The organism is Thioclava sp. JE_KL1 (assembly GCF_009296265.1).
GTDB lineage: Bacteria > Pseudomonadota > Alphaproteobacteria > Rhodobacterales > Rhodobacteraceae > Thioclava.
Window position 1 is genome coordinate 48760 of the sequence record NZ_WBJS01000008.1, and the last position, 12809, is coordinate 61568.

Genomic DNA, 12809 nt, shown 5'->3' on the forward strand with positions numbered 1-12809 from the left:
TGTGGCCCGTCTTCCAACTGCTCCAAATATCCTCCGCGAAGCGTCCCTCAGCTGGCCTCGGCGCTGCGCTGGGGGTCGATGAGCCGCGTGATGACGCCCTCGCGGGTTACGACGCGGCCATCGGTGAGCGGCACGGCGGGCTCGTGGCGGAGCCGCTCCATCACGTCGCGCACGGGCGCGTCGGCGGGCATCGGCTCGCCGGTGGCGTCGCCGGTGGGTGTGCCGACGGGATCGGCGATGTCTTCTGCGGTCAGCACGCCGAGCGGGTTCATATGGGCCACGAAATCGGCCACATAGCCGTTCGCGGGCTTGGCGATGATGTCGCGCGCGGTGCCGCATTGCACGATCCGCCCGCCTTCCATCAGCGCGATCCGGTTGCCGATCTTGAACGCCTCGTCGAGGTCGTGGCTGACGAAGATGATCGTGCGCTTGAGCTTGGTCTGCAGTTCCAGCAGCTCGTCCTGCAGTTTGGTGCGGATCAGCGGGTCGAGCGCGGAGAAGGGCTCGTCCATCAGAAGGATCGGTGCGTCGGTGGCAAACGCCCGGGCGAGGCCCACGCGCTGCTGCATGCCGCCCGAAAGCTCTGCCACCTGACGGTCGGCCCAGTCCGACAGCCCCACCAGTTCGAGCTGGGTGTCGACCTTCTTGCGGCGTTGCGCCTTGCTCATGCCGGCGAGTTCGAGGCCGAGCCCCACATTCTCGCGCACGGTGCGCCAGGGCAGCAGGCCGAATTGCTGGAAGACCATCGCGATCTTGTTCAGGCGCATTTTGCGCAAGGTCGCGGGATCGGCATGGGTGACATCGACGAGGCGTTCGCCGTCATGCACCTCGACCTGACCGCGCACGACCGGGTTGAGCCCGTTGACCGCGCGCAGCAGCGTCGATTTGCCCGAGCCCGAGAGGCCCATCAGCACGAGGATCTCGCCCTCGGGCACCTCGACCGAGCAGTCATGCACGCCCAGCACCTGATCAGTGCGCTCCTGAATCTCGGGGCGCGAGAGCCCTTCGTCCATCAAAGGCAGGGCCTCTTGCGGGCGGTCGCCGAAGACGATGGAGACATTGTCGAATTTGACGGCGGTTTTGGCTTTGGTCTGGGTCATTTCGAACCTCCGCGGCGCAGCATGCGGTCAAGGATGATGGCGACGACGACGATCACGAAGCCGGACTCGAAGCCGAGCGCCGTGTTCACGGTGTTGAGCGCGCGCACGACCGGCACGCCGAGGCCGTCCGCGCCGACCAGCGCGGCCACCACGACCATCGAGAGCGAGAGCATGATGGTCTGGTTCAGACCGGCCATGATCTGCGGTGTGGCGTAGGGCAGTTCGACCTTCCACAGAAGCTGGCTCTTGGTCGCGCCGAAGGATTGGGCGGCCTCGGTCAGCGTGTCGGGCGTCGAGGAGACGCCGAGATGGGTCAGGCGGATCGGCGCGGGCAGCACGAAGATCACGGTCGCGATCAGGCCGGGCACCATGCCGATGCCGAAGAAGACGATGGCCGGGATCAGGTAGACGAAGGCCGGCAGCGTCTGCATCAGGTCGAGCACCGGCTGCAGCACCGAATAGAGGCGCGGGCGGTGGGCGGCGGCGATGCCGATCGGCACGCCGATGCCCATGCAGACCACGCAGGCGGCGATCACGAGGGTGAGGCTCTCGGTCGTCTCCTCCCAGTAGTCCTGGTTGAGGATGAAGAGGAAGCCCACGATCACCAGCAGCGAAATCTTCCAGCTGCGCTGCAGCAGGTAGGCGATCACCGCGAAGGCAAGGATCACGAGAAGGGGCGGGGGGCCTTGCAGCACCCAGAGCGTTGCGTCGATCAGCGCTTTCAACGCGACGGAGAGCGCGTCGAAGAGCGGTGCGGCGTGGTCCTGCAGCCAGTCGATCACGATCTTGGCCGTCTTGCCCACGGGGATTTTGATATCGGTCAACCAGTTCATAGCTGTCCTTGCGGTTTGTTATTTCTGGCGCGTTTCGATGCGGTCGAAGGCGACTTGCGATTGCGCCTTGCCGGTTTCGGGGTCGAGCTTGGTCACGCGCAGGACCAGCCCGGCCTTGGGGGAAAATTCCTTGAGGAAGGCGGTGCGCAGCTTGCCCATCGCGATCCGTTCGACGACCTGCCAGACATCGTAGCGGCACGCGCCGATCTGCACCGAGCCGGTGCCGCGATAGGCGTAGGAGATGGTGCCGCGATCCTTGGTCTCGCCGTCGACTTTCAGGCTCACCGGGGTGCGCCAGTTGCCCAGTTGCGGCAATTGGTCGAGCCGCGTGGGGTCGTCGTCATAGATGAGCGCGAAGCTGCGCCCGTCCATTTCCTGCAGGCTCACCGCCAGCGGATGGTCGTAGCGCTCGCGCTTGGGCGGCCGGCCAAGCTCGGGATCGTCGACCCGGTAGGAGGTCAGCGTGCCGTTCTCGTAGCGATAGGCCTGCGCCATTTTCGGGGTGTTGCGGGTAAGCGTGACGCCCGCCGCGTGCAGGGCTTCGGCGTCCGGGCAATCCGCGGCCTGCGCCGGGGTGAGGGGGGCCGCGATCATCCCTGCGAAGAGAAGGGCCGCGCCGGTGAGGGCGCGGACCGAGGGCAAGCGGGGGCGCAGGGTCATGCCCTGTCGCCCGCGCGAATATTTCGCCCGAAGGCTCACGAGTTCAGCGCTTTCTCGACCGCTGCCTGCGCGTCGCCGCCATCCTTCGTGGTCACACCGTCGAGCCAGGCTTTCCAAGCATCGGGATTGGCTTTGAGCCAAGCCTTCGCAGCGTCCTTGGGATCATCGCCGTCGTCGAGGATCTTGCCCATGATCTCGTTTTCCATCCCGAGGGTGAACTTCAGGTTGGAGACGAACTTGCCCGGGTTCGGGCATTCGTCGACATAGCCCGCGCGGACATTGGTCATGACCGTTGCACCGCCGTAATCGGGGCCGAAGAAGTCATCGCCGCCCGACAGGTAGGTGATGTCGAAGTTGGAGTTCATCGGGTGGGGCTCCCACGCGAGGAAGATGATCGGCTTGTCGGCCTTGTCGGCGCGCGCGACCTGCGCGAGCATGCCCTGCTCGGAGCTTTCCTTCAGGTCGAAGTCTTTCAGGCCGAACGCGTCCTTGTCGATCATGTCGAGGATCAGCGCGTTGCCGTCATTGCCCGGCTCGATGCCGTAGATCTGGTTGTCCAGCTCGTCGGCATGCTTGGCGATGTCGGAGAAGTCCTTGATGCCGGCTTTGGCGCCGGCGGCGTTGGTGGCGAGCGTGTATTTCGCGCCGGTCAGGTTGGTGCCGAGCGTCTCGACCGTGCCGTCCTTGGTGTAGGGATCCACGTTGGCGGCCATCGAGGGCATCCAGTTGCCGAGGAACACATCGACATCGCCCTTCGAGAGCGCCTCGTAGGTCACCGGAACCGAGAGGACCTTGGTGTCGGTCTCGTAGCCGAGCGCTTCGAGGATCGTGGTCGCGACCGCGGTGGTCGAGGTGATGTCGGTCCAGCCGACATCGGAGAAGGTCACTTTCGAGCAATCGGCGGCCTGTGCGGGCGCGGTGCCTGCCAGTCCGAGCGAGAGCGCAGCCCCCATTGCGAGGAGCGTGGAACGAAGTTTCATGCTTTTTTCTCCCTGTGCAGCGTTAAGAAAAACCGCGGGATGCGGTTGTTGATTGACGAGTCAATAAACATGTTCTAGCTCGACATGCAAGCAAGCCACCCGGAAGGAGGCCGATCACATGCCGAAGCTTGGAGCAGAGCCTATACGGCGCGCTGCCTTGGTCAAAGCGACTATTGAGACAGTGGGCGAGGCGGGATCGCTCGATGTGACGGTCGCGCAGATCGCCCGGCGCGCGGGCATGTCCTCGGCGCTGGCGCACCATTATTTCGGGTCGAAAGACCGGATTTTCCTCGCCGCGATGCGGTCGATTCTGTCGATCTACGGCGCGGAAGTGCGCGGTGCGATGGCGATGGCACAGACCCCGCATGAGCGTGTTCGCGCAGTTGTGATGGGTTCCTTCGCGGCTGGCTCGTTCCGTCACGAGGCGATCGCCGCGTGGCTGAACTTCTACGTGCTCGCGCAGTCGAGCGCCGATGCGCGGCGACTGCTGCATATCTATCAGCGCCGTCTGCGCTCCAACCTCATGCACGGGCTGCGTCCGCTGGTCGGCGACCGGGCGGGCTCCGTGGCCGAGGGTTTGGGCGCGATGATCGACGGCGTCTACATCCGCGCGGCGCTGGTCGCGGGCGATCCCGACCGCGAGGCCGCCTGTGAACTGGTGCTGGCGCATCTGGAAAAGGAATTGGAGGTCCACCAATGAGGGCACAGCCGAAAGCAAGCCATTTCGTGAATGGCGACTGGATGGAAGACACCGATGGCGACGAGCTGATCGTCACCTATCCCGGCACCGGCGAGGTGATCGCCAAGCTGCATGCCGCGACGCCCGCGGTGATCGACGCCGCGATTTCGGGCGCGATGGAAGCGCAGAAGGACTGGGCCGCGCTGCGCCCGGTTGAGCGCGGCCGCATCCTGACCCGTGCCGTCGCGATCATCCGCGAGCGTGCCGAGGAGCTGGCGCTGCTGGAGACGCTCGACACCGGCAAGCCGATTCAGGAAACCCGCGAGGCCGACTGGCCCTCGGGCGCCGAGGCGCTGGAATATTTCGCAGGTCTCGCGCCGACGCTGACCGGCGAGACGATGCCGCTGGGCGGCGATTTCGCCTATACGATCCGCGAACCGCTGGGCGTCTGCGCAGGGATCGGTGCGTGGAACTATCCCAGCCAGATCGCCTGCTGGAAATCCGCGCCCGCGCTGTCGACCGGCAACGCGATGGTGTTCAAGCCTTCCGAGATGACGCCGCTGGGCGCGCTGAAGCTGGCCGAGATCTTCATCGAAGCCGGGATGCCCGCGGGTATCTTCAACGTGGTGCAGGGCTTCGGCCCGGTGGGGGCGGCGCTGTCCACCGATCCGCGTATCGCGAAAGTCTCGCTGACGGGCTCGGTGCCGACGGGCGCGAAGGTCTATCAGGCGGCTTCGGCGGGCATGAAGCACGTCACGATGGAGTTGGGCGGCAAATCCCCGATGATCGTGTTCGACGACGCCGATATCGAAAGCGCGATCGGGGCTGCGATGCTGGGGAATTTCTATTCCTCGGGGCAGATCTGTTCCAACGGGACGCGGGTCTTCGTGCAGAAGGGCATCAAGGAGAAGTTTCTTGCCCGGCTGAAAGAGCGCGCCGAGACCATCGTCGCGGGCGATCCGCTGGATGAGGCGACGCAGTTCGGTCCGCTAATCTCGCAGGCGCAGTTCGACAAGGTGATGTCCTATGTCGAGAGCGCGAAATCCGAGGGCGCGCGGCTGGTCTGCGGCGGCTCTGCGGGCAATGAGGGGCCGCTTTTCGTACAGCCCACGGTCTTCGCCGATGTCACCGACGACATGACCATCGCGCGCGAGGAGATTTTCGGCCCGGTCATGTCGGTGCTGGATTTCGACACCGAGGAAGAGGCGATCGCGCGGGCCAATGACACGCAATTCGGCCTCGCCGCGGGTGTGTTCACCGGTGATCTGGCGCGCGGCCACCGCGTCGTCAGCCAGCTTCAGGCGGGCACGACCTGGATCAACGCCTATAACCTGACGCCGGTGGAGATGCCCTTCGGCGCGGTCAAGCAATCGGGCTTCGGGCGCGAGAATTCGCGCGCGGCGGTGGAGCATTATACGCAGCTCAAATCCGTCTATGTCGGCATGGGACCGGTCGAGAGCCCTTACTGAGTTCGAATTTGACGAGGCTTGGGGGCGCTGCGCGTCGCCGGTTGGTCCGCGGACCGATGGCGCACCAACCGGCGACCCCCGGGATATTTCCGCCAAGGGGAAGATATGAGTGTTTCGGCAGAATTTGTGATCGTAGGCGCAGGCTCGGGTGGCTCGGCGCTGGCGTATCGGCTCGCGGAAGCGGGGCGCGACGTGGTGGTGATCGAGCATGGCGGCTCGGATGCGGGGCCGTTCATCCAGATGCCCGGCGCGCTGAGCTATCCGATGAATATGGGGATCTACGACTGGGGCTTTCAGTCGGAACCCGAAGAGCATCTGGGCGGGCGGCGTCTTGCGACTCCGCGCGGCAAGGTGCTGGGCGGCTCGTCGAGCATCAACGGCATGGTCTATGTCCGGGGCCACGCGCGCGATTTCGACCACTGGGAAGAAAGCGGCGCAACCGGCTGGGGCTATGCCGATGTGTTGCCCTATTACAAGCGGATGGAGCATTGGCATGGCGGCGAAGAGACCGAGTGGCGTGGCCGTTCGGGGCCGCTGCATGTGACGCGCGGGCCGCGCGCCAATCCGCTGTTCGACGCTTTCGTGGCGGCAGGCAAGGCGGCGGGCTATCCGGTGACCGAGGATTACAACGGCCAGCAGCAGGAAGGCTTCGGGCCGATGGAGGCCACGATCTACAAGGGGCGGCGCTGGTCGGCGGCCAATGCCTATCTGCGCCCGGCGCTTAAGACCGGGAAGCTGCGGATCGTGCGCGGTCTGGCGCGGCGCGTCGTCTTCGACGGCAAGAAGGCTGTCGGCGTCGAGATCAAGCGCAAGGGGCAGGTCGAGGTGGTCCGGGCGAGCTCCGAGGTCGTGCTGGCCGCTAGCTCGATCAACACGCCGAAGCTGTTGATGCTCTCGGGCGTGGGTCCGGCAGAGCATCTGCGCGACCATGGTGTCGAGGTTCTGGCGGATCGCCCGGGTGTGGGCGCGAACCTGCAGGATCACCTTGAGATCTATATGCAATTCGCCGCCAAACAGCCGGTGACGCTGTTCAAATACTGGAACCTCTACGGCAAGGCCCGGGTGGGCGCGCAGTGGCTGTTTACGAAGGGCGGGCTCGGCGCGTCGAACCAGTTCGAGAGCTGCGCTTTCATCCGCTCGGATGCCGGGATCGACTATCCGGATATCCAGTATCACTTCCTGCCGATCGCGGTGCGCTATGACGGCAAGGCCGCTGCCGAGGGGCATGGCTTCCAGGCGCATGTCGGGCCGATGCGTTCGAAATCGCGCGGGCATGTGCGGCTCAGCTCGGGCAATCCCGAGGCCAAGCCCGAGATCAAGTTCAATTACATGAGCCATCCCGACGACTGGGCCGAGTTCCGCAAATGCGTGCGGCTGACGCGGGAAATCTTTGCCCAAGGTCCGATGGCCGCGCATGTGAAGCACGAGATCCAGCCCGGCGCTGCGGTCGAGACGGATGAGCAGATCGACGCCTTCATCCGCGAGCACGCCGAGAGCGCCTATCACCCCTGCGGCACCGCGAAGATGGGGGCGGCGGACGATCCGAGTGCCGTCGTCGATCCCGAAGGGCGCGTGATCGGGGTTGAGGGGCTGCGGGTCGCTGACAGCTCGGTCTTCCCGCGCATCACCAATGGCAACCTGAACGCGCCTTCGATCATGGTGGGCGAGAAGATGGCCGATCACCTGCTGGGCCGGGCGCCGCTCGCGCGCGAGAATCTTGAGCCGTGGATTGCGCCGAACTGGCAGGTGGCGCAGCGCTGATCTAACCGTTCTTGCGGCGCGGGAGGTTGAGGGCATAGCGCCCCGGCCCTTGCGCTGCGAGGATCAAAAGCCCGCCCGCGATTGCCCAATTCTTCACGAAGATCGTCACCTGCCACGGGTCGGCGCGCAGCTGCCAATGAAACCAGCTGGTGAAGATGCAATACGCGGCGAGGACAAGGGCCCAAGCCCGCACCTTCGGGCCGAAGATCAGGCCGAACGCCGCGATCAGATTGAACAGCGCCACAGGCCAGACCAGCCAGCCGGGCAGGCCGAGCCAGCTGATCATCTCCTCCACCATCTGCGGGTCGCTGATTTTCTGCACCGCGCCGCCGAAGAACAGCAGCGCGATCAGGATGCGGCCGATCAGGTTGAGTGCGTCGGACATGTGGGGCTCCCAAGTTTCGCGTTTACTATTCAGCTACGAAATCTGTTGCGTGCGAGATCAGTTCCGCCGATATCTGGGGCATGTTAAGGATTTGTTCACTCCTCGTTCTTCTGGCGGTGCCCGCCGCCTCGCAGCTTTCGGCGGCCACGGTGACCGGTCTGCCGCGCGTCGTCGATGGCGATACGCTGGTGGTCCAGAACACGCGGGTGCGGCTTTTCGGGATCGACGCGCCGGAGGCGAAGCAAAGCTGCAAGACGGCGCAGGGTGTGCGCTGGGCCTGCGGACGGGCGGCGACGGCGGAGCTGCAGCGGCTTGCGGGGCAGGGGGGGCGCTGCTCGGGCGATGAGGAAGATCGCTACGGGCGGCTGATCGCGGTGTGCCGGGCAGGCGGGCGCGACCTGAATGCCGAGATGGTCGCGCGCGGGGCGGCCTTCGCCTATCGGAAATATTCGCGCGATTATGTGTCGCAGGAGGAGCGGGCGCGGCGCGCGGGGCTCGGTGTCTGGCAGGGCGCGGCGCAGCGCCCCGCAGAGGTGCGTGCCGCGGCCAAGATACAGAATCCGCCGGGAAATTGCGCGATCAAAGGCAATATTTCCGGGCGCGGACGGCTCTATCATCTGCCGGGCACGCGCGCTTATGCCGCCACGCGGATCAACGAGGCCAAGGGCGAGCGGTGGTTCTGCTCGGAAGCCGAGGCAAAATCGGCCGGATGGCGTCGCGCGGGCGGCTGATTTGATGCGCATCAAGGTGGGCCGAGTCGCGCTGGCCTAATGTCGACCCGACAGCAAGGAAAGGGAGCGACATGGCCAATACGCCGCACACGCTGCAAGAAGAATTCCCGACGAAACTCGATCGGATTCACGAGTTGAAAATCTCCAACGCGCATTTTGCAAAATTGTTGGACGATTACGACGCGCTCAACGATCGCGTGCACCGGGCCGAGACGAATGTGGAGCCGATGGACAGCTTGGCCGAGACCGACCTGCGCAAGCAACGCGCCGCGGTGAAGGACGAGATCGCGCGGATGCTGGGCACCGCCGACGCCTGAGTTGTAGGGTAACGAGTGATTTTGGTGAGACGCCTCGGGGCTTCGGCCCCGGGGCGTTTTTCTATGCGATGTCGTAGGGCAGAAGGCCGCGGTGGTCGGGGTCGACATGCAGGCGGCGTTCCAGCGGCGGAACCGAGCGCTGGTGGCAGTCCTTGCGCTCGCAGATCCGGCAGGAGATCCCGATCGGCTGGTAGGCCTTGGGATTGCCGAGCTCCATATCGTCGGCATAGACGAGCCCCTTCGCGTGGCTCACCTCGCAGCCCAGACAGATCGCGTAACGCCGCACCGGCGCGGTGAAGCTGCCGCCCGATTTCGAGACGTCGCGCGCGAGGCAGAGGTAGCGAACGCCATCGGGGGTCTCGGCGAGTTGTCGCAGGAATTTCGTCGGTGTCTCAAAGGCTTGGTGGACGTTCCAGAGCGGGCAGGCGCCGCCGAACCGGGCGAATTGCAGCCGGGTCGCGGAGTGGCGCTTGGTGATCGTGCCGGCCTGATCGACGCGGACGAAGAAGAAGGGAATGCCCTTCGCGCCGGGCCGTTGCAGCGTCGAAAGCCGATGGGCGACCTGCTCCGTCGAGGCAGTGAAGATATCGCAGAGCCGCTCCAGATCGTGGCGCGTGTCCTGCGCCGCTTCGAGGAAGGGGCGATAGGGCAGCAGCGCCGCGCCCGCGAAGTAGTTGGCCAGGCCGATTTTGGCGATGGCGCGGGCGGTGTCGGACTGGAAGCGCGCGAGGTCGAGCGTGGCCTCCAACAGGTCGTTCTGGGTCATCAGCGCGACCTGATGGAGCAGTTGGAAGGCCTGCGTCGGGCGGCCCGCATGGGCGTTGATCAGAAGGCGATTGCCGTCACGCTCGCGCAGCTGCGAAATGTCGGAAAACTGCACGTCGATGCCCCGTTTCGCGAGGGTGTCGATCGCATGAGGAATGGGCTCCAACCGATTGCCATCGCGGCAGGAATAGCGCTCGGCAGCGCGGTCGACGGCGTCGATGTAATTGTCGCAATAGTGGAAGAAGTCGCGGACCTCTTCCCAGGGGGAGACCACCGTTTGCGCGCCTTCGCGGCCCAGGGCTTCGTCGAGCGAGGCGAGGCGTTCATGGGTTTGGCGATAGGCGCGGTGTAGTTCGAGGAAGGACCGGGCGAGGGCGGGTGCATTGGACGCCGCGAGCCGCAGATCGGCCAGAGGCGGCGCGCCATCGGAGAAGATCGGGTCGGCCAGCGCCTCGCGCATGTCCGAGACCAGCCGTTCCGCATCGCCTGCCGAGAGCTCGGTCACGTCGAGGCCAAACTCGCTCGCCAGCGCCAGCACGACCTGCGCCGAGACCGGGCGGTGGTTGTTCTCCATCTGGTTGAGATAGGGCAGCGACACGCCGAGCCGCTCGGCGAAGGCTTTCTGGGTCAGGCCGAGGCGCGTGCGGGTCTCGCGCAGTTTCACACCGGCATAGAGTTTCTGAGTCGCCATCTGCCCCTCCCTTTGCAAATGAATTTGTAGCTTTGCAAACATTCGCCGTCAAACTTTCCCGAGTCTGAGGCGGCGTCACGGGATCAATCGGAGATACGCTGCGAGTGGCAACGGGCTTCGCAGTTATGCAATTCGCTATCCGTTACTTGCCAATTATTTGCAAATTTTCTCGAATCCCCTTTGTAAGATTGTTGCGTTCGGAATAGTGTGCCGGGAAATTATGCGGAGGACCCTCATGAGAGACATCCTGAAGGAGCTGGAGCATCGGCGCGACGAAGCCCGCCTTGGTGGCGGCGAGAAACGCATCGAGGCGCAGCACAAGAAGGGCAAGCTGACCGCGCGCGAGCGGATCGAATTGCTGCTCGACGAGGGCTCTTTCGAAGAGTTCGACATGTTCAAAACCCATCGCTGCACCGATTTCGGGATGGAAGAGAGCAAGCCCTATGGCGACGGCGTCGTCACCGGCTGGGGCACCGTGAACGGGCGCATGGTCTATGTATTCTCGCAGGACTTCACGGTCTTCGGCGGCTCGCTGTCGGAAACCCATGCCGAGAAGATCTGCAAGATCATGGATATGGCGGTGCAGAACGGTGCGCCGGTGATCGGGATCAACGATTCGGGCGGTGCGCGGATTCAGGAGGGTGTGGCCTCGCTTGCGGGCTACGCGGACGTGTTCCAGCGCAACATCATGGCCTCGGGCGTGGTGCCGCAGATCAGCCTCATCATGGGCCCCTGTGCTGGTGGTGCGGTCTATTCGCCCGCGATGACGGACTTCATCTTCATGGTGAAGGACACATCTTACATGTTCGTCACCGGCCCCGACGTGGTGAAGACGGTCACCAACGAGCATGTGACGGCCGAGGAGCTGGGCGGCGCGACCACGCATACCAAGAAAAGCTCGGTCGCCGATGGCGCCTATGAGAACGACGTCGAGGCGCTGTTCGAGACCCGCCGCTTGATCGACTTCCTGCCGCTGTCGAACCGCGAGAAGGCCCCCGTGCGGCCCTTCTTCGACGAGGTGGACCGGATCGAGGCGTCGCTCGACACGCTGGTGCCGTCGAACGCGAACACCCCCTACGATATGAAGGAGCTGATCCTGAAAATCGCGGATGAGGGGGATTTCTTCGAGATTCAGAAGGATTTCGCGGGCAATATCATCACCGGTTTCATCCGTCTCGAAGGTCAGACGGTCGGTGTGGTCGCGAACCAGCCGATGGTGCTGGCGGGCTGTCTGGACATCGATTCCAGCCGCAAGGCCGCGCGCTTCGTGCGCTTCTGCGACGCGTTCGAAATCCCGATCCTGACGCTTGTCGACGTGCCGGGCTTCCTGCCGGGTACCAGCCAGGAATATAACGGCGTCATCAAGCATGGCGCGAAGCTGCTGTTCGCCTATGGCGAGGCGACCGTGCCGAAGGTCACCGTCATTACCCGCAAGGCTTACGGTGGCGCTTACGACGTTATGTCTTCCAAGCACCTGCGCGGCGATTTCAACTACGCCTGGCCGACCGCGGAAATCGCGGTGATGGGCGCCAAGGGCGCGGTCGAAATTCTCTATCGCTCGGAGCTGGGCGAACCCGAGAAGATCGCCAAGCGCACCGCCGATTACGAGGACCGGTTCGCGAACCCGTTCGTGGCGGCCGAGAAGGGCTTCATCGACGAGGTGATCCAGCCGCGCTCGACGCGTCGCCGGGTGGCCCGTGCCTTCGCGGCGCTGCGCTCGAAGAAGCTGTCCAACCCGTGGAAGAAGCACGATAACATCCCGCTCTGAGGAGGCGCATGACGGGCAGGCCGAGGATCACGACGCTCTTGCCCGGCGCTCTCGCCGGGCTGGTGCTGGCGTCTCCGGCGCCGGCTCAGGAGCTGCGGGAGGTGACCCCGGTGCCCGATTACGGTGCGGTGATGCATCCGGGCAATCTGGGTGAGGATCTGGGGCCGGGCGATGGGCCGGAGGGGACCAAGGGCGATGCGATCCCAGTCCCGTCCGGGCAGAAGGTCTGGTGGATCGACGTGATCCATAACGAGGCCGGGCCGGACGGGCTGACCTATCGCTTTCGTTTCCTCGCGCCGCAGATCGGAGGGCGCAGTCCGCTGTCCTCCGATATCGCGCTGCAGGATATCGAGGCGCTGTGCAACGGGTGGGTGGTGCCGCGCCTGCCGCAGCCCGGTCCGGAGCCCGCGCAGGTGATGGTGAGCCTGTCGGACCAGATCGTGCCGTTCGGCGATGCCGCCCCCGAGGTGGTGCAATATTTCGACAGCTTTTCCGTCGAGGACGGAAACTGCGTTTGGGAGTTTTTCTGATGGCTTTGGCCGGAACCGCAGATCACAGCTTGGAGGGCATGATGCCGGGGCGCGCGCAAGCGCAGCCGCTCACGGCGAAATCGCGCTTTCGTGAGCGGGATTTGCAGGCTAACCTGCCCTTGGGGAAAGCAATTTCGGTC

General features: G+C 64.7%; 13 protein-coding genes. 7 read left to right on the forward strand and 6 right to left on the reverse strand.

The genetic code is table 11. The annotated features are described in order from the left end of the window. Positions 1 to 47: 47 nt before the first annotated feature. The 4 genes from choV to F8R15_RS16145 are packed head-to-tail and all read right to left on the reverse strand — an operon-like array spanning position 48 to position 3573. A complete protein-coding gene (choV, locus tag F8R15_RS16130) occupies positions 48 to 1100 on the reverse strand; it encodes a choline ABC transporter ATP-binding protein (RefSeq protein ID WP_152845277.1) in 1053 nt (350 codons plus the stop codon). Beyond that, entirely contained in the window at positions 1097 to 1933 is an 837-nt protein-coding gene (gene choW / locus F8R15_RS16135) for a choline ABC transporter permease subunit (protein ID WP_152845278.1), read from the reverse strand. The genes choV and choW overlap by 4 nt, the downstream gene beginning before the upstream one ends. An 18-nt stretch (positions 1934 to 1951) precedes the next feature. Beyond that, positions 1952 to 2593 (reverse strand): hypothetical protein, encoded by a 642-nt coding sequence (locus F8R15_RS16140; RefSeq protein ID WP_152845279.1) that lies wholly within the window; start codon positions 2591 to 2593, stop codon positions 1952 to 1954. 35 nt (positions 2594 to 2628) lie between these two features. Then, the gene (locus F8R15_RS16145; RefSeq protein ID WP_078522864.1) at positions 2629 to 3573 is read right to left on the reverse strand and encodes a choline ABC transporter substrate-binding protein; all 945 of its coding nucleotides are present in this window, start codon (positions 3571 to 3573) and stop codon (positions 2629 to 2631) included. 118 nt (positions 3574 to 3691) lie between these two features. Here F8R15_RS16145 and betI point away from each other — a divergent pair, with 118 nt between their 5' ends. From betI to betA, 3 genes are all read left to right on the forward strand, one after another. Further along, the gene (gene betI / locus F8R15_RS16150; RefSeq protein ID WP_083078886.1) at positions 3692 to 4273 is read left to right on the forward strand and encodes a transcriptional regulator BetI; all 582 of its coding nucleotides are present in this window, start codon (positions 3692 to 3694) and stop codon (positions 4271 to 4273) included. Continuing rightward, complete coding sequence (gene betB, locus F8R15_RS16155) at positions 4270 to 5721, forward strand: betaine-aldehyde dehydrogenase (protein WP_152845280.1); 1452 nt, start codon at positions 4270 to 4272, stop codon at positions 5719 to 5721. The genes betI and betB overlap by 4 nt, the downstream gene beginning before the upstream one ends. A 105-nt stretch (positions 5722 to 5826) precedes the next feature. Then, a complete protein-coding gene (gene betA / locus F8R15_RS16160) occupies positions 5827 to 7482 on the forward strand; it encodes a choline dehydrogenase (protein ID WP_152845281.1) in 1656 nt (551 codons plus the stop codon). A gap of 1 nt (position 7483) precedes the next feature. On the opposite strand, the gene F8R15_RS16165 is transcribed toward betA, so the two are convergent. Continuing rightward, positions 7484 to 7867: a DoxX family protein gene (locus tag F8R15_RS16165; protein WP_152845282.1), complete on the reverse strand. Its 384-nt coding sequence runs from the start codon at positions 7865 to 7867 to the stop codon at positions 7484 to 7486. Positions 7868 to 7947: 80 nt separating this feature from the next. On the opposite strand from F8R15_RS16165, the gene F8R15_RS16170 reads away from it, so the two are divergent. Together F8R15_RS16170 and F8R15_RS16175 are read left to right on the forward strand one after the other, a co-directional pair. Beyond that, a complete protein-coding gene (locus F8R15_RS16170) occupies positions 7948 to 8598 on the forward strand; it encodes a thermonuclease family protein (protein ID WP_152845283.1) in 651 nt (216 codons plus the stop codon). Between the two features lie 71 nt (positions 8599 to 8669). Further along, positions 8670 to 8915 (forward strand): YdcH family protein, encoded by a 246-nt coding sequence (locus tag F8R15_RS16175; protein ID WP_078542708.1) that lies wholly within the window; start codon positions 8670 to 8672, stop codon positions 8913 to 8915. Between the two features lie 61 nt (positions 8916 to 8976). Here F8R15_RS16175 and F8R15_RS16180 read toward each other — a convergent pair whose 3' ends face one another. After that, positions 8977 to 10371, reverse strand: a complete 1395-nt coding sequence (locus tag F8R15_RS16180) for a short-chain fatty acyl-CoA regulator family protein (RefSeq protein WP_078522857.1) — start codon at positions 10369 to 10371, stop codon at positions 8977 to 8979. 235 nt (positions 10372 to 10606) lie between these two features. On the opposite strand from F8R15_RS16180, the gene F8R15_RS16185 reads away from it, so the two are divergent. Both F8R15_RS16185 and F8R15_RS16190 read left to right on the forward strand, forming a co-directional pair. After that, positions 10607 to 12139 carry an acyl-CoA carboxylase subunit beta gene (locus F8R15_RS16185; protein ID WP_083078881.1) on the forward strand — a complete coding sequence of 511 codons (1533 nt, stop codon included), beginning with the start codon at positions 10607 to 10609 and terminating at the stop codon, positions 12137 to 12139. A gap of 8 nt (positions 12140 to 12147) precedes the next feature. Beyond that, entirely contained in the window at positions 12148 to 12669 is a 522-nt protein-coding gene (locus tag F8R15_RS16190; protein ID WP_253732692.1) for a DUF6497 family protein, read from the forward strand. Positions 12670 to 12809: the final 140 nt, after the last annotated feature.

Coding starts and splice junctions, on each gene's coding strand:
- choV (WP_152845277.1), bottom strand. CDS start 1,100: ATGACCCAGACCAAAGCCAAAACCGCCGTCAAATTCGACAATGTCTCC.
- choW (WP_152845278.1), bottom strand. CDS start 1,933: ATGAACTGGTTGACCGATATCAAAATCCCCGTGGGCAAGACGGCCAAG.
- F8R15_RS16140 (WP_152845279.1), bottom strand. CDS start 2,593: ATGACCCTGCGCCCCCGCTTGCCCTCGGTCCGCGCCCTCACCGGCGCG.
- F8R15_RS16145 (WP_078522864.1), bottom strand. CDS start 3,573: ATGAAACTTCGTTCCACGCTCCTCGCAATGGGGGCTGCGCTCTCGCTC.
- betI (WP_083078886.1), top strand. CDS start 3,692: ATGCCGAAGCTTGGAGCAGAGCCTATACGGCGCGCTGCCTTGGTCAAA.
- betB (WP_152845280.1), top strand. CDS start 4,270: ATGAGGGCACAGCCGAAAGCAAGCCATTTCGTGAATGGCGACTGGATG.
- betA (WP_152845281.1), top strand. CDS start 5,827: ATGAGTGTTTCGGCAGAATTTGTGATCGTAGGCGCAGGCTCGGGTGGC.
- F8R15_RS16165 (WP_152845282.1), bottom strand. CDS start 7,867: ATGTCCGACGCACTCAACCTGATCGGCCGCATCCTGATCGCGCTGCTG.
- F8R15_RS16170 (WP_152845283.1), top strand. CDS start 7,948: ATGTTAAGGATTTGTTCACTCCTCGTTCTTCTGGCGGTGCCCGCCGCC.
- F8R15_RS16175 (WP_078542708.1), top strand. CDS start 8,670: ATGGCCAATACGCCGCACACGCTGCAAGAAGAATTCCCGACGAAACTC.
- F8R15_RS16180 (WP_078522857.1), bottom strand. CDS start 10,371: ATGGCGACTCAGAAACTCTATGCCGGTGTGAAACTGCGCGAGACCCGC.
- F8R15_RS16185 (WP_083078881.1), top strand. CDS start 10,607: ATGAGAGACATCCTGAAGGAGCTGGAGCATCGGCGCGACGAAGCCCGC.
- F8R15_RS16190 (WP_253732692.1), top strand. CDS start 12,148: ATGACGGGCAGGCCGAGGATCACGACGCTCTTGCCCGGCGCTCTCGCC.